The organism is Citrobacter sp. Awk 2 (assembly GCF_028069815.1).
Classification (GTDB): Bacteria; Pseudomonadota; Gammaproteobacteria; order Enterobacterales; family Enterobacteriaceae; genus Citrobacter.
In genome coordinates, this window is sequence record NZ_JANEWL010000077.1 from 1 (window position 1) to 22,907 (window position 22,907).

Consider the following 22,907-nt stretch of genomic DNA (forward strand, 5'->3'; position numbering starts at 1 on the left):
TATAAACACTATAAGTGTACTCAATATAAATATCCCCACCATTAATGCTGTCACAATAACTACGGTTAAACACTCTTTCCTGCCTGGTTGCATAAAAAACCTCTGAGGTGATTCAATTAAATAACCAGACCATTCCATGGTCAGACGTTTACTTCTGTAAATAATCCAAAATTATCAGCCAAGATAATGACGCAGGAGAGCAGCAGTCAGCACACCAATAGCAACGGTGACAGGCATAGGAAAACGTAATGCGGCGATCAGTGTTAAACCTAATGCGATAAGATCGGCAGGGTTTCCGGACGCAAAATAAGGTGCGATAAATGCCAGCATGACGCATCCTGGAGATGATTTAAGAACCGCCATCGATCTGGGAGATAACACCCGGTTGCGCAATATCATGTACGACGCAATACGTGTCGCATAGGTAGTCAGAGCCATCAGGAGGATGGCGAACAGCGTTTGCTGGTCTGGCATTATTTATCCCCCTGCAACCATGCAACCACCAATCCCACCAACGGACCTGCCATGACATACCAGACACCGGGGACGTAATGATAAACCGCAACCGCAACAATCAGGCTGGCAAACCACGGAATCGCTTTACGAAAACCGCTCCACATGCCCCTGACAAGCACAAGGAATACAGCGGGAAACGCCATATCAAAACCATAGCGATGAACATCACCAAGCACGGGGCCGATTAACGCGCCTAACGTGGTACAACCTACCCACATAATGTAAAAAGAAAAAGAAGCGGCTAAATAATAAGGCATACTAAAATGAGGAACATTATTAATGCTTCTTTTGTGTGCATCACTATAACTTAACGCCCAACTTTCATCAGTCATAAAAAAAAGTGCAGGTAAAACTTTACGCTTAGAAAAACGCATCAACAGCGGAACAAGAGTTGCGCCCATCAGAATATGCCTGCTATTAACCAGGAAGGTAACTGCCATAATAAGAAAAATATGGGGAGGTGACGTCCAGATTTGTATTGCTGCAAATTCAGATCCACCAGCGAAATTTAATCCCGTCATCAGCGGAACAGCTAAACCACTAAGTCCTTTATGGCTGGCCTGGGCCCCCAAAACCAGAGCAAAAGGGATCACGCCAAGTAAAACGGGAAAACCGTCTTTTAAACCTCGGACAACGTCTTTTCTAATACTATCAATAGCTGTCGGATCATCTGTAGATCCTGCGCGATCTATACTTTCACTCACACTTTTCACACTCATACCCAATGCCTGTTCTGCCCCATTTTGATACTGGCGTCAGAATAGAATGTGTGACACTATTAGTAAATATAAATAGTGTCACATTACACTTATGGTGATCCGATGCGTGAGCGTTCTCCCTGGCAACCGAGACTGTCCAGCAATGCAACATCTCCAACAGAACAATTAGTTGAGGCCCTGGCTGAAGATATTCTTTCAGGATCGCTTCAGCATGGCGCCCGCTTACCAGCCCACCGTAATTTAGCGGACACATTAGGTATCGGGCTTGGCACCGTAACGAAAGCCTATGGGATCCTTGAGAAACGTGGACTTGTCAGAAGTGTGAAAGGAAGCGGGATGTTTGTGGCACTGGCAAATTCGCGTGGTCAGACCGTCATCGATTTGTCGCAAAACACGCCCCCGGCTGCGCTAAGCTCACGTTCTCTCAGCGCGACACTTTCAGCGATCGCTCGCCGTCCGGATATGGATATGTTTAACACCTACGCGCCAGCAGCCGGTCATGACGAACACCGCCGCCTGATGGCTCGCTGGTTCAACAGGCTGGGCATGCCCGCTGATTATCGCCAACTCATTATTACCAGCGGAGCGCAACATGCGCTTTCAGTGGCGTTATCGACGGTATGCGAACCTTTTGGGACACTTTATGTGGAGGCGCAAACGTATTCCGGACTGATCCAACTTTCACGGCTGTTAAAACTGAAACTGGTTGGCATTCCGATGGATGACGAAGGGATGGATGTTTCAGTATTGGAGAAAATGCTGGAAGCCAGCGATGACAAACGCAGTGCGGTATATGTCACTCCCCTGCTACAAAGCCCTTCAACACGCATAATGAGTCTTGCCCGGCGAAAAGACCTGATACGCGTTTGCCGCGCAAACGCATTATTTATTATCGAAGATGATGTCTATCGGCTCACCCGTAATATTGAACTCCCACAAATTGCCCGATTAGCGCCGGATATCACTTTGTATGTTAATAGCTTATCTAAAATACTAAATCCCACACTACGCATCGGCGGGCTTCTGCTGCCTGAGCTGCTATATTCCCGAGCTGAATCCATGCTCAGAGCAACGGCAATGATGGTTTCCCCGATAAGTTGCGCGATCATGGAGCAATGGCTACTTGATGGTACTGCGGAAACCGTAACCTCTGCGATAGAACACGAAACAGTTCGCCGCTATGAATTAGCCTTTTCTATTTTGGGTGAGCATCTTTATCGCTCCGGGCATCCCAGTTTTCACCTCTGGTTGCCACTGGCTCGCGAAAGCGTACAGCCGTTCTACGAAGCAGCCTTAGCAGCAGGGATCAAAGTCACCTCACCCACATCAACTGAGGTCAACCCGTTATCCGAACAGTCAGGTATCCGACTGTGCATTGGGGGGCCGGAGATCGAACAACTTCACCGGGCACTCTTAACCCTTAAAGAGATTGTCGGGCAGTTGAAACATCCACGTATCCAATCCTTTTCCGTGTAGCGCGCAAGCACAATAGAAACAACGGGAAATGGTTTAAATTGAGCGGGATGTGGGGGAAAAGCTGGAGATTTCCCCAGTTTATTGATCTGGCAAGAGGTTCTCCCCTGTTTCAATCCACATTATTGGGTTACTCTTTTAAATACAAACTGCGGTGACAGTTGTAAGGAGACCCTGTATGGCTATGTATCAAAACATGCTGGTAGTCATCGATCCAAACCAGGACGATCAACCAGCATTACGGCGAGCTGTTTATTTGCATCAACGGATTGGTGGCAAAATTAAAGCCTTTTTGCCGATCTATGACTTTTCCTACGAAATGACCACCCTGCTGTCGCCGGACGAGCGTACGGCAATGCGTCAGGGGGTCATCAGCCAGCGAACAGCATGGATACGTGAACAAGCGAAATACTATATCGAAGCAGGGATCCCGCTTGATATTAAAGTGGTCTGGCACAACCGTCCCTTCGAAGCCATCATCCAGGAAGTGATCAGCGCTAAGCATGACCTGGTGCTCAAAATGGCACACCAACACGACCGCCTTGAAGCCGTAATTTTCACACCAACCGACTGGCATTTATTGCGTAAATGTCCAAGCCCGGTGTGGATGGTCAAAGATCAGCCGTGGCCGGAAGGTGGTAAAGCGCTGGTGGCGGTGAATCTCGCCAGTGAAGAGGCGTATCACAATGCACTCAACGAAAAACTGGTCAAAGAGACGTTGCAGCTTGCAGAACAGGTTAACCATACCGAAGTACACCTGGTGGGTGCCTATCCTGTAACGCCTATCAACATTGCGATTGAGCTACCTGAATTTGATCCCAGCGTGTACAACGACGCCATCCGTGGACAGCATCTGCTGGCCATGAAGGCATTACGCCAAAAATTCAGTATTGATGAAAAAGTTACACACGTTGAAAAAGGATTGCCTGAAGAGGTCATCCCGGATTTAGCTGAGCATTTACAGGCGGGTATCGTGGTACTCGGCACCGTTGGGCGCACCGGCATATCAGCTGCGTTTCTGGGGAATACCGCAGAACAGGTTATCGACCATCTGCGTTGCGACCTGCTGGTTATCAAACCGGATCAGTACCAGACCCCGGTTGAACTGGACGACGAAGAAGACGATTAATCCTGCAGCAAAATGCCGGATGGCGATGTCATCCGGCATGACATGTACCTAGTGCTTCTCCTCGCCTCCGAGGAAATAGATACCAAGCGGAATAGCCAGCAAAATAGTAAAAACCATACTGTAGACGCAAATCATTGCGGATTGAATGGCATACATCGAGGCTGTCCAGTCGGAAAGCGGAATGTCATACTGTTCAATGACACCACCAATCGTCGCGCGCGTCACAACCGATGCCGCAATGATAAATACCCCAAGCAGACATAACAGAAACTTCCGTCCCTTCGCTGTCTTCAGCTTAGCCATGATCATAGTACTGTCCTTTTGCAGATGAAAACCGTGTTACTTTGCAGCAACAATACCATGACATAAACTCACTGTCTGCTACATACACCACACTCAGACTTGACATGCGCACTATTCGCCTGAAAATAACGCTGATTGTATTATTTCTCTCTCCTTTTATTAATGATCTGACAGCCTGAACTGGGTAAAATATCCGCTGATGAAGGATGTCAGATGATATTTAGCTAACACGGAGTGACCTGGGAGAATCATGATCGCTGAACTGTTTATAAATAATGCGTTTAATTTAACGGTAATTCTCAGCAGCTGTGCAGCGTTAGTCCTGATGAGCGTCTGGTTTCATCGTAGTGAAAAACACTGCAAAGGATTCATATTCCATGCGGCACAGTTTTTTGTTTATGCCATTATCATTGGTACATTTGGCACTATTGCGAATAACGTCATCGATAGTTATAAGCTGAAATTTATCTCTCCAAGCGTGGTCGACTTTATCTGTACCTCGTTGATTGCGTTGATCCTGACGATAAAACTCTTTCTGGTCATCAACCAGTTTGAAAAAACGCAGATTAACAAGGGCAGAGATATCACCAGTGCGCGGATCATGTCGCGCATCATTAAGATTACGATCGTCGTCGCCATCATTTTGCTGTATGGCGAGCATTTCGGCATGAGCTTGTCAGGGCTGTTAACGTTCGGCGGCATCGGCGGTATCGCTGTCGGTATGGCAGGCAAAGATATCCTGAGTAATTTTTTCTCTGGCATTATGCTCTACTTCGACAGACCGTTTAGCATCGGTGACTGGATCCGTTCTCCGGACCGAAATATCGAAGGTACGGTGACTGAAATTGGCTGGAGAATGACCAAAATAAACACCTTCGACCACCGTCCGTTATATGTGCCGAACTCAATTTTCTCTTCCATCAGTGTAGAAAACCCGGGGCGGATGAGTAATCGACGAATCAAAACGGTGATCGGGTTACGTTATGAAGATGCTGATAAAATTGGCGCAGTGGTCGAGTCGGTCAGAAAAATGCTGCAAAGTCATCCCGGAATAGATCAAAAGCAAACCCTGCTGGTCTATTTTAATGAGTTTGCCGATTCATCGCTGAATATCATGGTGTATTGCTTCACAAAAACCACCGTGTGGCAGGAGTGGCTTGCTGTACAACAAGATGTGTACTTGAAAATTATTACAATAGTTCAGGAAAACGGTGCTGACTTTGCGTTCCCCAGTCAGACGTTATATATGGATAACGCCGAGGCGCAACCTTCTGCCCACTAACCAAAACCAAGACGCGGATATCCGCGTCTTTTTGCATTTATTTCAGTGACGCGATATCAATGACAAAGCGGTATTTCACATCGCTTTTCAACATCCGTTGCCACGCGGTATTAATATCCTGAATATTGATAACCTCAACATCGGCCGTAATGCCATGCTGACCGCAGAAATCCATCATCTCCTGAGTTTCCGCAATCCCCCCAATCACCGAACCCGCAACGGCTCTTCTACCGAGGATCAGCGGAACCGTATTCAGGAACGGATCCAACGGCCCCAGATATCCCACCAGCACCAACGTTCCGCTAAGCGCCAGTGTTGGAATATATGGATTAAGATCATGCACGTAGGGAACGGTATCAATAATCAGGTCAAACTGATTCGCCGCGGCTTTCATCTGTTCGCTGTCTGTTGAAAGCACAACATGACTGGCTCCCAGGCGTCGGGCATCAGCTTCTTTGCCTGGCGATCGCGTGAATAACGTAACATCAGCCCCCAATGCCTTAGCAAGCTTGATCGCCATGTGTCCCAGACCACCCAACCCAACAACAGCGACTTTACTCCCCGGCCCAACCTGCCAGTGACGTAACGGCGACCATGTGGTGATACCGGCGCACAACAACGGCGCAGCACCGCGTAAGTCGATTCCTTCCGGCACCTTCACGACGAACTTCTCGGTCACGACAATCATGTCAGAATAGCCACCGAAAGTAGGCAGGCCATCATGACGGTCCGTATCGTTATACGTAAGGGTGTTCCCCTCTTCGCAATATTGCTCAAGCCCCTGTTCGCAGGCGCTACAGTGCTGGCATGAATCAACCATACACCCCACGCCGGCAAGATCGCCGACCGCGAATTTTGTTACCGATTTCCCAACATGCACTACACGGCCTATTATTTCGTGGCCGGGAACCATCGGATACGTAGCGCCGCCCCAGTCATTGTAGGCACTGTGGATGTCAGAGTGACACACCCCACTGAATAATATTTCAATGACGACATCATCTTCACGCGGATCCCGACGAACAAAACTGTGCGGGACCAGATCTTCTTTCACCGCCAACGCGGCGTAACCCTTCACATTCATGACCATTTAGATCTCCTCAGGGATAAAGTGCACCTCAACCAGCATAGCTCAGGGCAGCAGGTTGTACTCAGCGTCGCTAACCGGTTCCAGCCATTCGTTCGACGCGCCAGGGGCCGGGATTTCTACCGCAATATGGGCAAACCAGCTATCACACGCAGCACCGTGCCAGTGTTTCATTCCCGCCGGAATATGCACCACATCACCCGTTTTCAGTTCTCGCGCGGGTTGATTCCACGCCTGGTACCAGCCTCTGCCGCCAGTCACCAGCAGAATTTGACCGCCCTGATGATGAATATGCCAAAAATTACGGCAGCCAGGTTCAAATGCCACGTTACCAATCACCACACCTTCCATTGAAAGCATGGTCAGATAGCTGGTCCCGGTGAAGTACTTCGCATAGGCTTCATTTTTCTCTCCCCGGGGAAAGACGCTGTTACCATCAAATTGTTCGTTCATCATGACTCCCGTAGGGGTAGTAGCTGACGGTATTCCTGACATACATTCATCAAGAACTGCACGGGCATTTTCCGCAATCTCAGCACCACAGTGCTGCTCAAGTAGCGTAATAAATTCGATAAGTTGCTCAGGGCGTAACCCAACATTCAGGCTAATAGCAAAGTGACTTTTTAGTTGGCTGTTCACGCCGCCCAGTACGGCTAACGCAGAGACGGTTGCCAGTTCACGGGTCGGCCAATCCAGCACATCACGCTGAAAAATATCGCCAAACAGATGTGCTTTAAGCCAGGTATCAATGGCAGGGGAAAAATCAAACAGCGGGCCGCTAACCGGCTGTCCAACCAGTTGGGTTTGCGTTTGGCTTCCCGCCAGCAGGCTGTTCCAGTTATCGGGTTGCGGCGTCGCGGATTTCCCTTCTGGATCCACAATCCCTTTTTCTTTGCGAACTTTCACTACCGACATCAAGCACGACAGGCCATTCAGACTGCGGGGAAAACCACAGTACGCGTAAAGCTGCTGTAAAATCTCTTTCACTTCATTCAGGGTTAGCCCTGCATCTAACCCTGCATTAAGCGCTGCCTCCAGCTTATCTGGCTGTCCTGTGGCAGTGAATGCTGCAATGGGGACGACTGCCAGCTGTCTGGCATTCAAATGATTTGACATGTTCGATTCTCCGGGCAGGCGACAGTCTCTGCCGCCGAATGCTGAAAACAACAAAATTATAGAGGCACAGCGTATCGACGATTAGAGGGTTAAATCAGGACAAACTTATGAAGACAAGTCATGAATAGCGCTGTGGCAGGTGCTACTCACCGGCAGGGAAATCTGTTGATGCCGCAAGCGCATGCTGGGTCTCAAAGTCAGCGACACGTTGACGCAGCACCGAGAGCGTACTTTGCAGCGCCTGCGAACCGAGCACCATACGCAATGGCGCAGGAGCAAGGTCAGCACTGGCAATGATTTGCGAAGCCATACGCGCCGGATCGCCAGGCGCAAGCCCATTCACAGGATCAAGCATTTTCAGAAAACTGTGCGCAGGTGTCGCGTCATATTCCGGCATCAGTGTGGCAATCTGGGCGCTACCATAACGAAATTCAGTCCGTGCCCCGCCGGGTTCAACAATCGTCATTCCGATATCAAATGCAGCAACTTCCTGGGCAACCGACTCGACAAATCCTTCAATACCCCATTTAGTCGCGTGATACAGTGAGTTTCCGGCAAATGCGACCTGTCCGCCATAAGAGGAGATCTGGATGATACGTCCACCACCTTGTTTTCGCATATGCGGCAACGCGCAGCGGATTAACTGAATGGACCCCAACAAATTTGTCTCAAGCATCTGGCGGACCTGATCGTCACTCAACTCTTCCGCAGCACCAAACAGGCCGTATCCCGCATTACTGATGACCACATCAACTCGCCCATAGCGCTGCCAGGCACTATCCACTGTATGACGCAGTGCAGCGCTATCCGTCACATCTACTTGCGGTGCATCAAATGTCACGGGCCAGCGACTCAGGAGATCGCTAACTTTAGCGCGATCGCGTACGGTCCCCACCACGCGTTCACCGCGTTCAAGAAGTTGCTGCGCCATTTCGCGACCGAACCCACTGCTGACACCGGTGATTAGCCATGTACGTTGCACCATACTCCCTCCTGTTCATTGTTTTAAGTGTTACGCATCCGGGGTATTACGCCACCCGAATCTCAATGAGCATGATTATTACGTCATAATTATCACTCGTATATGAATCGTTTATGCTTTCAGAATTCCAGATATTGATATAATGAAGGAATAATCTTCCCGTAAAAGTGCACCCGGTATGCTGGATAAACTCGACGCATTAAAGATATTTTGTACGGCAGCCGAAACGCTGAAGTTCAGAGAGGCTGCCGCAACACTCGGTCTGGCCCCCCAACAAATCACTCGAGGTATTGCTGAACTGGAACAAAGCCTTGGCGAAATGTTGTTTCTGCGCAATACACGGCAGATGAAGCTGACGCCTTTCGGTCAGCTGTTCTGGCCAAAAGCAGAGCGTCTGCTGGCTGAAAGCGAAGCGCTATTCTCAGAAGGTAAACGTCACAACCCGCAGGAAATAGCAGGCAAAGTACGCATTACACTACCCCCGCTATTCGAAAACCGTGAGATTATTCGCCAGTTGCTGCACGGCCTTGCTGGTTATCCAGAAATCAGCATCGAGTGGCACAATACCGGCAGACATCTGAATATTATTGACGAGCAGATCGACATGGGTATTCGTATTGGCACCGTCCCGGATAACCGTTATATCGTTAAAACAATCTGCCCGGTAGGTGTCAATATCGTTGCATCGCCCCACTTAGTTGAAAAAATGGGCAAGCCAAAAAACCGCCAGGATTTGCAACATAATTACCCGCTCAGTGCCCTGACCAACAGTAATTCAGGGCGCGTCTGGCCATGGCAGTTTGCCGATGGCAACAGTTTCTTTCCGGCAAACCCGGTATTTATCGCCTCCGATATTGAGAGCGAACTGGCCGCCGCCCTCGCGGGAAGAACGGTTGGGCAGCTGGCAGATATCTCTGTTCGGCCTTATTTGCAAAATGGCGAACTGGTTAACCTGCTGCCAGAACTTAACTATCAGCCCTGGCAACTCTATATTTTTCGTCCACATCTCCCGCTGCTACCGGCCAGAGTGAGGCTGGTATTTGAACAACTAACACAGATCCTGCGCGGGCAATTTTGTCATCCGGCCTGATTTACGTATTACGCTACAATCTCGATTAAATTACCGTCGGGGTCCTGAATGACGGCCTCGTAATATCCGTCACCGGTGGTTCGTGGTCCGGAGACCAGGATGCCCTGTTCTTTTGCGCGTATCGCCAGTGCATCAACATGCCCCGCGCCACCCACAGAGAGAGCAAGATGCACCCACCCTGAAGTGTTATTGTCAGGTACCGGGTGGGTCAGTCCCGGTTTTGTCATTAGCTCAATCGCAATGTCCTCACCAACCCTGACGAAATAAGATTCAAACCCAGGATTGGTTTTGCTGCAGTATTTTTCGTTTATCACACCATCAAAAAACGACACCCAGAACTGGGCTTGTCGCTCAAGATCCCGGGTCCATAAAGCCATATGTGCAATTTTCATCGCGATCCTCTTATCGTTTTATTCTGAACGGTACGCCCCCGCTAAGGGATATTGACATCCTGCAATATAATGCACGATCATGCACGTTATTGCTCGATGTTTATTTTTATGGAGTTATCATGCTCGATTACGCTGCATTCCCGGATCAACGCCAGGCACTTATCTATCAGATCCTGCAGGAAAACGGCAGAGTGATCTGTACTGAACTGGCCGCCCGTTTGGGAGTGTCAGAGCATACGATCCGCCGTGATTTACATGAGTTGTGTAAAGAAGGTGTTTGCAAGAAAGTCTACGGCGGGGCTGTAATTTCACTACCAGAGTCAGCTGACATCGCAGTACGCAAGAATATTAATACAGCGAAAAAGAGCAGCATCGCGCAAAGATGCGCCCGGCTAGTGAAATCCGGGAGCTGTATTTTTATCGACACAGGAACAACCAACCAGGCAATGGCTGAAGCCCTTCCCGCTGAGTTGGCATTAACCGTCGTGACAAATTCACCTGATATTGCCGCCGTACTGCTGAAAAAACCGCTATTCGAGGTCATCATGTTAGGTGGGCCAGTACAGCGATCGTCCGGTGGCTGCGTCGGTCCGACAGCCATTGCCCAGGTACAGGATATTTTATTTGATCAAGGTTTTATTGGTGGTTGCGCGATGGCACCGGAATCCGGATTAACCGGGTTTGATTACGCCGATTGTGAGTTTAAAAAAGCGGTGATAAAGCAGAGTAACGAAACTATCGTCGCACTGACGGCGGATAAGATCCCTGCCGTCGCACGTTATGTTGTCACCGCCAGCAGTAACATCGATGTCATTGTCGTGGAGGAAAACATCAGCAAACAGTACGGTACCGCTTTTCAGGCGCATGACATCCGCATTTACACCGTGTAACGGTAGCGCGTCTTTTTACGTACAGATTCAACGGAATATCACGGTGCTAAACGTGGCGCCAGCCGTCAATGGGGTAATGGCTGACAGAAAGTCCAGGCGAATTCTATGATGGTGTTCATGGCACTCCACAAGCAAGAATTCCTCTTTGTCTGCTGTGGTACATGTCGTCACGGCCCTGGCATCAAAGTGTTCCCCAGTAGTCAGTTCAATGCGCAGCAAATAGTAATAAAGACAGGCAATCTCCAGATAGTCATGCAGATCGCAATCGACAGGATGGTACTTTTCTGCAGCACACATAAATACCCCCTTCCCCATGTCCACGCTGGTTCGGGAAATTGCCCTCGCAACTTCCCGAACATGCGACGCTATTTCAACGCTTCAATGGGTGCGCCAAAGTTGATATGCAGCACATTGCCGTCGATCACCAGTGCAGGAACAGACTTCACTCCGATTCGCTCCGCCTCTGCAACTCGATCAGGTTGTTCTCCCAAATGAATAACGTCGATTTCCACATCGGGGGACAGATGCTGCAGCAGTGTTTCTTCTGCGGAAACGCAAACCGGGCAACCAGCATGATAAAAACGGGCTTTGGTCATGATACCTCTCCTTTAAATTATAGTATCGATTCGATACTATAATTTATGCTACGCCAGTTTTATGCTTTGTCAATATAGTTTTTAGTCGATACTATATGTCGAGGAGGATTTTGTTATGCATGACATGTCGCTTTTTGACGTACTGGACCGGCTGTCTGGTCTGACGCGGATGTGGTTTCGCCAACATCCTTTACTTGCGGATCTACAGCCAGTACAACTCAGTGCGTTGATGTATCTCGCACGCTGTAACCGCTACTCCAATACGCCTCTCGCCGTGACGGACTACCTCGGCCTCACCAAAGGAACGGTGTCACAATCGCTAAAGTTGTTGGAATCAAAAGGACTGGTGGTACGCACACAGGATGCCAGGGATAAGCGTAGCGTTCATCTGCAGCTCACCGAGTTGGCCAAAAATCTGCTGGATGCCCTACTTCCCCCCTCATTTTTGGTGACGGGTGAATCTGCGATGGGTGAACGCGCGGGTTTACTCAAGGAGCTACTTTTCGAACTGCTGAGAGGCATTCAGCGCACCAGTAATGTGCCGGGATTTGGTCTGTGCCAGAGCTGCCGGTTTCACCAAAAAGTAAACGGTCGAGGTTTTTGTAATTTAACGAAAGAACCGTTGAGTGAGGATGATTCGACGTTAATTTGTCGGGAGCATCAGCCCCCGGACGTATGATCTTCTCTGGTTTAGTGTCTTCAGTGTGGTCGGATTGCCGCTTTCCAGGGTAGCTTCTCGCTCCAGGTATTTGACGCGTCGTTTACCGTCATTTCTAATGAGGTTAATACTGGTTATCTGGAGATGCTGGCGCTGAAATCAGCGCCAGTTCTGGATTTGACGGGGTTAACGAAGGTTAACAGGAGAACGTACGCAACTAGTGTTTAACAATATACATAGTGCGACTGTATGCCACATCTTCCGGGTTGGTAATCGGATACCCTTTCAGCCACGGTTTAATTAAACGCCCGTTGGTGTACTGATAAATCGGCGCAATAGGTGCCTGTTCCATCAGGATTTTTTCTGCTGCGTTATAATCGGCGTTGCGTGCTTTCTCTGTATTTTCCAGCGTGGCCTGAGTCAACACTTTATCGTATGCCGGATTGTTAAAGCGGGAAATATTGCCCGTATGGGTCGAGGTTAATAACGACAGGAATGTGGATGGCTCGTTGTAATCTCCCACCCAGGATGCGCGGATCACATCAAAATTACCGGTATTACGGCTATCAATGTACGTTTTCCATTCCTGATTCTGTAATTTCACATCCACACCAAGATTTTTCTTCCACATGGAAGCCACAGCAATAGCAATCTTCTGATGATTTTCAGACGTGTTATACAACAGCGTCAATTTCAGTGGTTTCTGCGGACCATAACCGGCCGCACGCAGCAGCGTTTTCGCCTGAGCGTTAAGCTCTTCCTGACTCATTTGTTCAAACGGAGAAGGTTCCGGGATAAACCCTGCTGTCACATCCGGCGTAAAATGCCATGCGGGTTTTTCTCCAGTCCCTAATACTTTCTCCGCCATAAGACGGCGATCGATAGTCATACTAAGCGCCAGACGCACGCGTGAATCGGCAGTCGGTCCTTTTTGCGTGTTAAACGCATAGTAATAAGTACCAAGCTGCGGTGGCGTATAAACCTGCCCAGGAATATCCTTCAATAGCTTCTGATACATGTTTTTCGGGAAGGACTCAGTGATATCAATATCGCCGGCAAGATAGCGTTTGGTCGCAGCAGACTCCTGGTTAATCGGCAGGAAAGTCACTTTTTGCAGCACTGTTTTGGCGTTGTCCCAATAATGTGTGTTCGGCACAACTTCCAGTTTCTCATTAACCACACGGTCTTTCAGCACATAGGCACCATTACCGATAAGGTTGCCTGGTTTCGTCCACTCTTTACCACTTTCGACATTGGCTTTTTGCACGGGATAAAACGCAAAGCTCGCTGTCAGGTTGGCAAACCAGGGTAGTGGTTTGTCCAACTGCACTTTGAAGGTATGCGCATCTACCGCGCTGACACCCAACTTATCGGGCGTGGCTTTGCCATCGATGATCGCCTGGGCATTGTTGATCCCAGCAAGCGCGGCAAACCAGGCAAACGGCGATAGTGTTTTCGGGTCCACCAGACGCTGCCAACTGTAGACAAAGTCCTGTGCTGTTACCGGCGTACCATCGGCCCATTGTGCATTATCGCGCAACGTAAACGTCCAGATGCGGTTATCATTACTCTTCCACTGTGTGGCAACACCGGGAATAATCTCACCCTTGTCATTCTGGTTGACCAAGCCTTCAAATAAATCGCGAATAACCTGAATTTCTGGAAGCCCAACGGCTTTTGCCGGATCGAGTGACGCTGGCTCATCTTTTATATGACGCACCAATTCTTGCTTTTCTGCCAGTACCGTCCCGCTGGGAACATCCGCAGCATAGGATAAAGAAATGCTGCTAACCAACAGCGCACAACAGGTTACTGAAACAGAATGCCTCATAAAATACCCTCAAATCTGGCCACTAAGTGAATGAGTAATTATTTGTATCGCCAGCAGGAAATGCAATTAACTTCCGACAGGAAAGTGATATTACACCTGAAAAGATAAGTGTGTGAAAACGATTTGATTATCCATAAATTTTGCACAACACTGCGAGTAACAATACATGCATTCAGAGATGATTATGACCGTTACCCGTCCCCGTGCCGAGCGTGGCGCATTTCCGCCAGGAACTGAACATTACGGACGTTCACTATTGGGCGCACCGCTAATCTGGTTCCCGGCACCGGCAGCCGATCGTGAAAGCGGTTTGATACTGGCTGGTACTCACGGTGATGAAAACTCATCAGTCGTCACCCTGTCCTGTGCCTTACGTACGCTGAACCCTTCCCTGCGTCGTCATCATGTCGTGCTGGCCGTTAACCCTGACGGTTGCCAATTGGGTCTGCGTGCAAATGCAAACGGCGTTGATCTTAACCGTAACTTTCCGGCGGCAAACTGGAAATCCGGTGAAACGGTATATCGTTGGAACAGCAGCGCAGAAGAGCGTGATGTGGTGTTATTAACCGGCGATCATCCGGGATCAGAGCCTGAGACCCAGGCACTATGCCAACTTATTCACCACATTCATCCTGCATGGATAGTTTCTTTCCACGATCCGCTGGCCTGTATTGAAGATCCCAGACACAGCGAATTAGGCGCGTGGCTGGCGCGGTCGTTCGAATTGCCGCTGGTAACCAGCGTCGGTTATGAAACGCCAGGTTCTTTTGGTAGCTGGTGCGCCGATCTAAACCTACATTGCATTACTGCAGAATTTCCGCCCATTTCATCGGATGAAGCGAGCGAAAAATACCTGCTGGCAATGTCTAATCTTTTGCGCTGGCATCCTTGAGATGAAGCTGTCCGGTTGTAAAATGCAAGGCAGGCTCGGCGTCTCGGGCCAGCCAGGTTGGGCCATCCAAATCGGCAAAGCTGACCTGTGGTGTAAGCGGCAATGCAGCGCCGATCGCCCTGGATGTACACAACATACAGCCGAGCATCAACGCAAATCCCTGCTCGCGAGCTTCGGCCGCCAGCGCCAGCGCCTCCGTCAGTCCGCCTGTCTTATCCAGTTTAATATTCACCATTTCATAGCGGCCATGCAGCGCTTTCAGACTGCTGCGGGTATGGCAGCTTTCATCAGCACAGACAGGCAGCGGATGCACGAAATTCTCCAGCGCGGCATCATCATTAGCCGGCAGAGGCTGCTCCAGCATCGCAACGCCTAAATCCGCCATTAACTGGCAGCGTGCGGCCAGCCCTTCAGCACGCCAGGACTCATTAGCATCGACAATGATTGTCGCCTCAGGCACAGCCGCCCGGATCGCAACCATCCTTTCGCTGATTAAGTGTGCATCCAGTTTGACTTTCAGCAATCTGGCACCGTTATCCCAGAGCGCGGTCGCGCTCGCCGCCATCTGCTCCGGCGAGCCAATCACGACGGTTTGCGCGGTTGTTACTGTTGCATCCAGTTCAGTACCAACGTAGTCGGCCAGAGACTGTTGTTGCTGACGTGCATTGAGATCCCAAAGTGCACAGTCAACGGCATTACGCGCCGCCCCCGCAGGCAGTAATGCCTGCAGCGCTTCACGCGTCAAACCGTGTTCCAGTTGTGGCACAACACTCATAATTTGAGCCAGTACCGACGCATCGCTTTCGCCATAGCGAGGATAAGGCGTACATTCTCCAATACCTTTTACACCATTCTCTTCCAGTTCAACCACCACCACATGCGCTTCGGTCCTGCTCCCGCGGGCAATCACAAAGGGAGTGTGTAACGGCCAGGCTTCCTCAAACACCTTAACTGATCTCATTTGTTTTCCTTAATGCAGTCCCTGAAGCGGATATCCGCAAATAGCGTTTGCCGTGTTAACTGCTGATGGCATAAACTAGCCTTGACGTTAACTATATGTAAACAGGAAGATAACCATGTCACAAACCGTTCATTTCCAGGGCAACCCGGTTGCAGTCGCCGGCTCCATTCCTCAGGCTGGAAGCAAAGCTCAGGCTTTTACCCTTGTGGCTAAAGACCTGTCTGACGTTACGCTGGGCCAGTTCGCAGGCAAGCGCAAAGTGCTGAATATTTTCCCAAGCATCGATACCGGCGTGTGCGCGGCATCAGTACGTAAGTTTAACCAACTGGCGACAGAAATCGACAACACCGTTGTACTGTGCATTTCAGCCGACCTGCCATTCGCCCACTCTCGTTTTTGCGGCGCAGAAGGTCTGAGCAACGTTATCACGCTGTCCACCCTGCGTAACGCAGAATTCCTGAAAAACTACGGTGTTGAAATTGCCGAAGGTCCGCTGAAAGGTCTGGCTGCTCGTGCCGTTGTCGTTATTGACGAAAATGACAACATCGTGTTCAGCCAACTGGTAAATGAAATTACCAACGAGCCTGACTATGATGCAGCGTTGGCCGTGCTGAAAGCCTAAGTTGCCCTGAATACAAAAATGCCTCCAGATGGAGGCATTTTTATTTACATCATTACTCTTCGCTTTTTTTCTGCTGACTCAGACCATACTCGCGTAACTTATTGGCAATCGCGGTATGCGAAACGCCGAGGCGTTTAGCCAGTTTGCGCGTGCTGGGATAATTCATATAAAGCTGCGTTAACACAGAACGTTCAAAGCGGCTGGTGATTTCATCCAGCGACCCTTCCATCACCTCTTCTCCGACGGCAACGGTTGCTGCATCATAATCCGGCAATAAGATATCCTGCGGGCGCAGTTCATAGCCTTCAAGCTGAGTTAACGCCCGATAGATAGCATTTTTAAGCTGACGCACATTACCCGGCCAGCCGTAGCGGGTTAGCACCGTGCTGAGATCGGCAGACAACTTCGGACGAGGTACACCCTGTTCGTCAGCAAAACGCGCCACAAACAGCTCGGTGAGCGGCATAATATCTTGCGGGCAATCGCGTAGCGGCGGCAGATTAAGCGTCAGGACATTCAGACGATAATAGAGGTCCTCACGGAAAAGACCTTTCTGCACCAGTTCCACCAGGTTCTTTTGCGTCGCGCAGATTACGCGAACATCAACATGAACTTCATGATCTTCGCCCACGCGACGGAACGTCCCGTCATTGAGGAAGCGCAGCAATTTCGTTTGCATGCGCGGCGACATTTCGCCAATCTCATCCAACAGCACTGAACCGCCATTCGCCTGCTCAAAGAACCCTTTTTTACCTTCCGGGGCGTGGCCAAACAGTTCGCTTTCTACCGCATCTTCAGGAATAGACGCGCAGTTCAGCGCCAGATAGGGTTTTGACGCACGTGGGCTCGCCAGGTGGCAGGCATGCGCAAAGAGATCTTTGCCCGTACCGGTATTTCCGGTGATCAGCAGCGGCGCACTCAGCGTCGCCAGCTTGCGCGCCTGTTCAACAACGTGTTTCATTTTGGCGCTGACGGCAATAATCTGGCTGAATGCGCTCAGATCCTGGGTGGTCATGTTTTGCAATTGACGGCCCATACGGAGGGTAGAACGTAACATCACCACGGCACCGGTTAGCATCTGCTCCTGGTTTTCACCCTGCAAATGGACTGGCGTAATCTCCATCAGGAAGTTTTGCCCGTTAATCACGACATGTTCACTATGGGAATCCTGCGGATTACTTTCCAGCCAGCGCTGGAAGTTAAACCCATTGATGAGCTGTGCAGCCGTGTGGTTGCGCATCCGCTCCTGGGGGTGGGCAAAAAGCTGGCAACTTGCCGGGTTTGCCATCTCCACTTTGCTTTTCATATCCAGAGAAAGAACGGGTTCAGGCAATGCTTCAAGCAACGCGCTAAGCGCCAGATGTTCGCGTTCGGAAGGCATCCAGGGCACGGTGCGGACGTCCGTTACCCCTGCGATGCGGCGGATTTCAGCCATCAGGCTGCTGAAGTTAGTGAACTCCAGTTCCGCAAAATTAAGGTAAATTCGCCCGATGGGGTCAATCTCGATACCGCGTAAATCAATGCTTCTCAGCACCAGTAAATCGAGCAATTCGCGGGTCAGACCAAGACGGTCTTCACAAAAGACTTCCAGACGCATGGGAACCTTCACCTAAACAAGGGATCATGTGTTAGATGATAAGCCAGTATTGGGTTAGCAGGAAGGACTCTGTCAACAAATATTGACAGCACGCTGGAAAATTGGGCGCCGGGGCGTAAAGTTATACGATCGGCACCCGTATTTACTCAACTTTCACGCGGGGATTTGTTCTTTTGTAAGGTCTCTTTCACCTGACCGATCAGCTGACGGCGGAAATCCCCCAGTCGCGGTTTATCATCATCAATCCACGGTAATGGACGGCACAACTCCATCGCTTTAATCCCCAGACGCGCTGTTAATAAGCCCGCGCCAATACCCTGCGCGGCACGCGTGGATAGCCGGGCCGCTAAATCCTGCGACATCCAGTCCATCCCCACTTCCCGCACCAGCTCGCTGGCCCCGGCAAAAGCAATATTTAACAGTACCAGACGAAACAGGCGCAGGCGGCTGTAATAGCCGAGTTCGATGCCATACAGCGTCGCTATACGGTTAATCAACCGCAGATTTCGCCAGGCAATAAACGCCATATCCACCAACGCTAACGGGCTGACGGCAATCATCAGCGTGGATTCCGCCGCAGAACGACTGATCTCACGTCGTGCTTGCGCATCCAGCACTGGCTGCACCAGATGGGCATACAGGCTCAGAACTTCCCGATCATTTTGCGTTTCATGGATAGAGGCATACCAGCGTTGTAGCGCAGGGTGAGACTGATCGATACCTGCCTGTTGTGCCAACTTTTCACAAAATGCGCGGCCTTTTCCGGTTCCGTGACTGTGTAACAGATCACGCGCTTCATCACGCTCGTGCGCGCGTTGACGTAAACGCCACAGCCGACGCCACTCGGTTGCCACCGACCCCACGCCTGCGCCAATAATCAGCGCGCCCGCAGCACAGCCCCCCAACGCGACCCAGTCCTGAGTCTGCCAGGCGTTCATCGTCCACTGCACGCCCTGAGCAACCACACTGATACCAAACAGTGCCAGCCCGCCCATCACCATTTTGCGCCACAGGCTGCGTTTAGGACGTAACGCGGCATCAATAACAGCTTCAGCCTGACCTTCGTCTTCCAGCGGCTCATCCACTGTCGCCGGAGAAAATGTCTGCGCTTCGGTATCGTTGAACATTTGCTGTGCTTTAAATGCCGTGTTTGGTTCCACTTCCAGTGGACCTGAGAAATCGATACGCGGTTTTAACGGCTCGCTCATCGCAATTTATCTCCTATTAAAAACTCCAGCGCGGCATCCAGGCGAATATGCGGTAAGGGTTTATCCACATCCATGACCTGTGGGCGAAAGGCTTCAAACTGGAAACCCTGGCGATCCCAAAAAGCCTGGCCCGGTAAACGCGCAGGGACCTCTCCCGGATAGACGGTCAACGGCTCGCCATCGCTCAGACGATTGCCGCGCAGCGCGGGGATCTTCTCGCCCTTCACATCAATCAGGCCGCTGGTGGTTGCTTGCACCGATGCCAGTCCCAGACAGTCCATACTGATGCCTTCAAACGCAGCATTTTGCCAGGCGTCCTGAATCAATTGCTGCAACAACGACACCATATTGGCATGCTGATCGATCGTAACGTGGTCGGCCTTGGTGGCAGCGAACAGCAACTTATCGATTACCGGCGAGAACAACCGGCGGAACAACGTGCGCTGCCCATAATGAAAGCTTTGCATCAGTTGTGTCAGTGCCAGACGCATATCGTTAAACGCCTGTGGTCCGCTGTTAAGCGGTTGCAGGCAATCAACCAACACAATTTGGCGGTCAAAGCGCAGAAAGTGATTCTTGTAGAACCCTTTCACGACCTTTTCACAGTAGTAATTAAACCTGTCGCGCAACATGCCCGCATTGGTGTGTTTATCTGCTTGTGCCAGTTTTGACTCACCAAAAGCATCCACATCCGGCCACGGGAAAAATTGCAGCGCAGGTGCGCCAGCCATGTCCCCCGGCAGCACAAAGCGCCCAGGTTGAATAAAATGCAATCCCTGCTGTTTGCACTGATGCAGATAATCTGTCCATGCTGCGGCGATTTCCGCCAGACGGTTTTCGTCCGCAGGTGCCAGCGGGTCAAGTCCCTCGCATAGCTGCCGCCATCTGGCCGACCATTCACCTCTCTGTCCCTGTAATAATCCGGTCATTTGCCGTGACCAGCCAAGGTAATCCTGGGCCAGCATCGGTAAATCAAGCAGCCATTCCCCCGGATAATCGACGATTTCCAGGTACAACGTAGACGTATCTTTAAAGTGACGCAGCAAAGAATCGTTGGATTTGTAGCGCAACGCCAGGCGAATTTCACTGACGCCACGCGTCGGCGTCGGCCAGGTTGGCGGAGAGCCATATAGCTGGGCCAGTCCCTCGTCATAGGTAAAGCGCGGAATACCAAAATCGCGCTGAGGAACCCGCTTTACGCCAAGCAGACGCTCTTCACGCACACAACTGAGCAACGGCAAACGAGCACCAGCATGAATATTGAGTAACTGGTTTACCATTGCGGTAATAAACGCTGTTTTACCGCTGCGGCTAAGTCCGGTGACAGCCAGGCGCAGATGCCGATCTACGCCGCGATTAACCAGCGAGTTGAGTTCATTTTTAAGTCGCTTCATCGCCATCCCGTTATGCTGAAGGAACCGAAGAAATTATAACAAACAGGGAGTAAACATAAGGTTTAATACTGAGTTATCAACTCCCTGAAAGAAATCAGGCGACATCGTTCATGTCGCCTTTAGCCAAAAGAAAGCATGCGGATTATTTATTCTCTACTTTAGGAAGATTAATCCCGCTGATACCGCCTTCGTTGGTGACCTGTGTATAGCCCATCCCGGTCAGCATATCTTTTGCCATCCCGGATTGACGACCTGAGTTGCAATACAACTTCACGGTGTCGGTCTTATCAGGGACTTCTGCCGCAATTCGAGCCTGCAAATCCTTTAAAGGGATGTTGATGGCCCCCTGAACGTGTTCCTGCTGATATTGTTCAGGAACACGAACATCAATCCAGTGCTCGGCCGCAAACACCGGCATGCCGATGACCAGCGCCAGCGCGAATACGCCTTTTTTCAACATAGTATCGTTCCGTTAAATGATGGAAAGTCACCTAACACTATATACTTGATCTTAAGGAAATATTGCGAGCGTACTATCACTGGCCATAGCGTTGGGAAATTTTCCTGGCAACCTTGCTCAATAATGGCTCCAGTACCAACACCAGCAACATTTTTAACGGACGGCGGGCTACGGATTTCACCGCCCACCCCGCAACGCCCGCAGGGCCGTAGCGAAGCGCAGTAAGAAGCACCAGCTTGCCTGCTATTTTAAAGCCCGGCTTGACCCTTTGCCCGGCACGTTGCCAGCGATTATTCATTTCAATCCTCACAATTGACGGAAACGACTGCGTAATGTGAAGGTATCCGATGTCACATAACGCTCCATTTCACGCAAACGCTTTTCGCTCGCGGCCAGTTCACGATCGACGGAATCTAACAATTCTCCGCTCGATGGCTGTTGCTCGCCGGATGCGACGTTGTCCGGCATTGGGTCCAGCACAAACGTCAGCACGATGTAGGCAACTACGGTGAAAAAGGCCAGACCAAAAAAGACTGACAGTACCACCAGGATCCTTACCAGTTTCACGGGGACATCGAGATAGTGCGCAATACCGGCACAGACCCCTTTTACCATGCCCTGCTGTGGGATACGCCACAGCTTTTTGTTCAGGTTAACGCCCCCCATTAGCGGTCCCTCCAGTTTGGATGTTCGGCATCAAGGATATCTTCCAGCGCCTGAATACGTTCACGCATACGCTGTGCATCATTGTTGAGTTCCACCAGACGTTGCTGATCGCTTTGCGAGAGTTCACCACGGCTGGAACGGTTGCTGTAATGCAACCACAGCCAGATCGGCAAAACGAACAGCACAAAGATAGTTAACGGAATGGCCAGAAATAGCGCGCTCATGAGTACTCCTTACAGGTGATGAGCGGCGGCGCGTTCGGGCGCCGCCAGTTGTTATTATTGCTTGTCTTGCTGCATTTTGGCTTTAAGCTGCGCCAGCTGCTCGCTGATTTCATCATCTGCTTTCAGGTCTGCAAATTGCTGATCCAGAGATTTTTGCTTACCAAAGTTATGGCTTTCGGCTTCCGCTTCCATCTGATCAATACGGCGCTCAAAAGATTCAAAGCGGGCCATTGCTTCGTCCAGTTTGCCGCTATCCAACTGACGACGGACATCGCGGGAAGAACTCGCCGCCTGATGACGCAACATCAATGCCTGCTGACGAGCCCGGGTTTCACTGAGTTTATTTTCCAGCTCACCAATCTCTTTTTTCATCCGCGCCAGCGTATCGTCAACCAGCGTCACTTCATGCTCCAGAGAAGCAATTAAATCGGTCAGTTTCTGCTTTTCAATTAATGCAGAACGCGCCAGATCTTCTTTCTCTTTACGCAGCGCCAGCTCCGCTTTTTCCTGCCACTCCGCCTGCTGCGCACTGGCCTGTTCAATCCGGCGAGACAGCTGTTTCTTTTCTGCCAGAGCACGCGCTGAGTTAGATCGAACCTCAACCAGTGTGTCTTCCATTTCCTGAATCATCAACCGCACCAGTTTCTGCGGATCTTCGGCCTTTTCCAGCAACGCATTAATATTGGCGTTCACGATGTCGGCAAAACGAGAAAAAATACCCATAATGTAATCCTCACTTACTGTTCTGATATCGGGCAATGCCCTGCTGCCTCCATAATGCACTTGTCGTGCCAACTTTTTATTTTATTGATTTTAAAG

General features: G+C 50.3%; 27 protein-coding genes and 1 pseudogene. 8 read left to right on the top strand and 20 right to left on the bottom strand.

Features of this window, described 5'->3' with window-relative positions; genetic code table 11:
* Positions 1–174: 174 nt before the first annotated feature.
* Together NNO02_RS17090 and NNO02_RS17095 are read right to left on the bottom strand one after the other, a co-directional pair.
* The gene (locus NNO02_RS17090; protein ID WP_271455328.1) at positions 175–474 is read right to left on the bottom strand and encodes an AzlD family protein; all 300 of its coding nucleotides are present in this window, start codon (positions 472–474) and stop codon (positions 175–177) included.
* Positions 474–1,235 (bottom strand): AzlC family ABC transporter permease, encoded by a 762-nt coding sequence (locus NNO02_RS17095; protein ID WP_271455329.1) that lies wholly within the window; start codon positions 1,233–1,235, stop codon positions 474–476. The genes NNO02_RS17090 and NNO02_RS17095 overlap by 1 nt, the downstream gene beginning before the upstream one ends.
* Before the next feature lie 102 nt (positions 1,236–1,337).
* On the opposite strand from NNO02_RS17095, the gene NNO02_RS17100 reads away from it, so the two are divergent.
* Both NNO02_RS17100 and uspE read left to right on the top strand, forming a co-directional pair.
* Positions 1,338–2,711, top strand: a complete 1,374-nt coding sequence (locus NNO02_RS17100) for an aminotransferase-like domain-containing protein (RefSeq protein ID WP_271455330.1) — start codon at positions 1,338–1,340, stop codon at positions 2,709–2,711.
* 175 nt (positions 2,712–2,886) lie between these two features.
* Positions 2,887–3,837, top strand: coding sequence for a universal stress protein UspE (gene uspE / locus NNO02_RS17105; RefSeq protein WP_005126626.1), 951 nt, complete (start codon positions 2,887–2,889; stop codon positions 3,835–3,837).
* A 48-nt stretch (positions 3,838–3,885) separates the two neighbouring features.
* Here uspE and NNO02_RS17110 read toward each other — a convergent pair whose 3' ends face one another.
* On the bottom strand, positions 3,886–4,146 hold the full coding sequence (locus NNO02_RS17110) for a DUF2534 family protein (RefSeq protein WP_048211538.1): 261 nt from the start codon (positions 4,144–4,146) through the stop codon (positions 3,886–3,888).
* 244 nt (positions 4,147–4,390) lie between these two features.
* Between NNO02_RS17110 and NNO02_RS17115 the strand changes: the two genes are divergently transcribed.
* Complete coding sequence (locus NNO02_RS17115) at positions 4,391–5,422, top strand: mechanosensitive ion channel family protein (protein WP_271441973.1); 1,032 nt, start codon at positions 4,391–4,393, stop codon at positions 5,420–5,422.
* A gap of 37 nt (positions 5,423–5,459) precedes the next feature.
* Here NNO02_RS17115 and NNO02_RS17120 read toward each other — a convergent pair whose 3' ends face one another.
* From NNO02_RS17120 to NNO02_RS17135, 4 genes and pseudogenes are all read right to left on the bottom strand, one after another.
* On the bottom strand, positions 5,460–6,512 hold the full coding sequence (locus tag NNO02_RS17120) for an NAD(P)-dependent alcohol dehydrogenase (protein WP_271455331.1): 1,053 nt from the start codon (positions 6,510–6,512) through the stop codon (positions 5,460–5,462).
* Positions 6,513–6,554: 42 nt separating this feature from the next.
* Entirely contained in the window at positions 6,555–6,962 is a 408-nt protein-coding gene (locus tag NNO02_RS17125) for a cupin domain-containing protein (RefSeq protein ID WP_271455340.1), read from the bottom strand.
* A gap of 39 nt (positions 6,963–7,001) precedes the next feature.
* A pseudogene (locus NNO02_RS17130) lies at positions 7,002–7,625 on the bottom strand (carboxymuconolactone decarboxylase family protein); the annotation flags it as partial.
* Positions 7,626–7,767: 142 nt separating this feature from the next.
* Complete coding sequence (locus tag NNO02_RS17135) at positions 7,768–8,610, bottom strand: SDR family oxidoreductase (RefSeq protein ID WP_271455332.1); 843 nt, start codon at positions 8,608–8,610, stop codon at positions 7,768–7,770.
* A gap of 175 nt (positions 8,611–8,785) precedes the next feature.
* On the opposite strand from NNO02_RS17135, the gene NNO02_RS17140 reads away from it, so the two are divergent.
* Complete coding sequence (locus NNO02_RS17140) at positions 8,786–9,697, top strand: LysR family transcriptional regulator (RefSeq protein WP_271455333.1); 912 nt, start codon at positions 8,786–8,788, stop codon at positions 9,695–9,697.
* Between the two features lie 8 nt (positions 9,698–9,705).
* Here NNO02_RS17140 and NNO02_RS17145 read toward each other — a convergent pair whose 3' ends face one another.
* Positions 9,706–10,089: a VOC family protein gene (locus NNO02_RS17145; RefSeq protein ID WP_271455334.1), complete on the bottom strand. Its 384-nt coding sequence runs from the start codon at positions 10,087–10,089 to the stop codon at positions 9,706–9,708.
* A gap of 119 nt (positions 10,090–10,208) precedes the next feature.
* Between NNO02_RS17145 and NNO02_RS17150 the strand changes: the two genes are divergently transcribed.
* Positions 10,209–10,979 carry a DeoR/GlpR family DNA-binding transcription regulator gene (locus tag NNO02_RS17150; protein ID WP_271455335.1) on the top strand — a complete coding sequence of 257 codons (771 nt, stop codon included), beginning with the start codon at positions 10,209–10,211 and terminating at the stop codon, positions 10,977–10,979.
* A 27-nt stretch (positions 10,980–11,006) separates the two neighbouring features.
* Here the strand turns inward: NNO02_RS17150 and NNO02_RS17155 are convergent, their stop codons facing one another.
* Both NNO02_RS17155 and NNO02_RS17160 read right to left on the bottom strand, forming a co-directional pair.
* The gene (locus NNO02_RS17155; RefSeq protein ID WP_271455336.1) at positions 11,007–11,276 is read right to left on the bottom strand and encodes a Rho-binding antiterminator; all 270 of its coding nucleotides are present in this window, start codon (positions 11,274–11,276) and stop codon (positions 11,007–11,009) included.
* 68 nt (positions 11,277–11,344) lie between these two features.
* Entirely contained in the window at positions 11,345–11,575 is a 231-nt protein-coding gene (locus tag NNO02_RS17160) for a glutaredoxin family protein (RefSeq protein ID WP_271441966.1), read from the bottom strand.
* A 115-nt stretch (positions 11,576–11,690) separates the two neighbouring features.
* Here NNO02_RS17160 and NNO02_RS17165 point away from each other — a divergent pair, with 115 nt between their 5' ends.
* Positions 11,691–12,254 carry a MarR family winged helix-turn-helix transcriptional regulator gene (locus NNO02_RS17165; RefSeq protein ID WP_271441965.1) on the top strand — a complete coding sequence of 188 codons (564 nt, stop codon included), beginning with the start codon at positions 11,691–11,693 and terminating at the stop codon, positions 12,252–12,254.
* Positions 12,255–12,450: 196 nt separating this feature from the next.
* Here the strand turns inward: NNO02_RS17165 and mppA are convergent, their stop codons facing one another.
* Positions 12,451–14,064 (bottom strand): murein tripeptide ABC transporter substrate-binding protein MppA, encoded by a 1,614-nt coding sequence (gene mppA / locus NNO02_RS17170; protein ID WP_271450189.1) that lies wholly within the window; start codon positions 14,062–14,064, stop codon positions 12,451–12,453.
* 184 nt (positions 14,065–14,248) lie between these two features.
* Here mppA and mpaA point away from each other — a divergent pair, with 184 nt between their 5' ends.
* A complete protein-coding gene (gene mpaA, locus NNO02_RS17175; RefSeq protein ID WP_271455337.1) occupies positions 14,249–14,956 on the top strand; it encodes a murein tripeptide amidase MpaA in 708 nt (235 codons plus the stop codon).
* On the opposite strand, the gene ycjG is transcribed toward mpaA, so the two are convergent.
* On the bottom strand, positions 14,931–15,917 hold the full coding sequence (gene ycjG, locus NNO02_RS17180; protein WP_271455338.1) for an L-Ala-D/L-Glu epimerase: 987 nt from the start codon (positions 15,915–15,917) through the stop codon (positions 14,931–14,933). The two genes, mpaA and ycjG, sit on opposite strands and share 26 nt — an antisense overlap.
* Before the next feature lie 115 nt (positions 15,918–16,032).
* On the opposite strand from ycjG, the gene tpx reads away from it, so the two are divergent.
* Positions 16,033–16,539 (top strand): thiol peroxidase, encoded by a 507-nt coding sequence (tpx, locus tag NNO02_RS17185; RefSeq protein ID WP_040230898.1) that lies wholly within the window; start codon positions 16,033–16,035, stop codon positions 16,537–16,539.
* Between the two features lie 52 nt (positions 16,540–16,591).
* Here tpx and tyrR read toward each other — a convergent pair whose 3' ends face one another.
* The 8 genes from tyrR to pspA form a co-directional block, all read right to left on the bottom strand.
* Positions 16,592–18,136 (bottom strand): transcriptional regulator TyrR, encoded by a 1,545-nt coding sequence (tyrR, locus tag NNO02_RS17190; protein ID WP_199973940.1) that lies wholly within the window; start codon positions 18,134–18,136, stop codon positions 16,592–16,594.
* A 146-nt stretch (positions 18,137–18,282) separates the two neighbouring features.
* Positions 18,283–19,344, bottom strand: a complete 1,062-nt coding sequence (locus NNO02_RS17195) for a YcjF family protein (protein ID WP_271455339.1) — start codon at positions 19,342–19,344, stop codon at positions 18,283–18,285.
* Positions 19,341–20,738, bottom strand: coding sequence for a YcjX family protein (locus tag NNO02_RS17200; RefSeq protein ID WP_202038538.1), 1,398 nt, complete (start codon positions 20,736–20,738; stop codon positions 19,341–19,343). The genes NNO02_RS17195 and NNO02_RS17200 overlap by 4 nt, the downstream gene beginning before the upstream one ends.
* A gap of 142 nt (positions 20,739–20,880) precedes the next feature.
* Entirely contained in the window at positions 20,881–21,198 is a 318-nt protein-coding gene (gene pspE / locus NNO02_RS17205) for a thiosulfate sulfurtransferase PspE (protein WP_271441959.1), read from the bottom strand.
* A gap of 76 nt (positions 21,199–21,274) precedes the next feature.
* A complete protein-coding gene (pspD, locus tag NNO02_RS17210) occupies positions 21,275–21,496 on the bottom strand; it encodes a phage shock protein PspD (protein ID WP_040230893.1) in 222 nt (73 codons plus the stop codon).
* 8 nt (positions 21,497–21,504) lie between these two features.
* Complete coding sequence (gene pspC, locus NNO02_RS17215) at positions 21,505–21,864, bottom strand: envelope stress response membrane protein PspC (protein ID WP_137381742.1); 360 nt, start codon at positions 21,862–21,864, stop codon at positions 21,505–21,507.
* On the bottom strand, positions 21,864–22,088 hold the full coding sequence (gene pspB / locus NNO02_RS17220) for an envelope stress response membrane protein PspB (protein WP_048211519.1): 225 nt from the start codon (positions 22,086–22,088) through the stop codon (positions 21,864–21,866). Before pspB ends, pspC begins: the two co-directional genes overlap by 1 nt.
* 54 nt (positions 22,089–22,142) lie before the next feature.
* Positions 22,143–22,811 (bottom strand): phage shock protein PspA, encoded by a 669-nt coding sequence (gene pspA, locus NNO02_RS17225; protein WP_003020532.1) that lies wholly within the window; start codon positions 22,809–22,811, stop codon positions 22,143–22,145.
* Between the last annotated feature and the right edge of the window lie 96 nt (positions 22,812–22,907).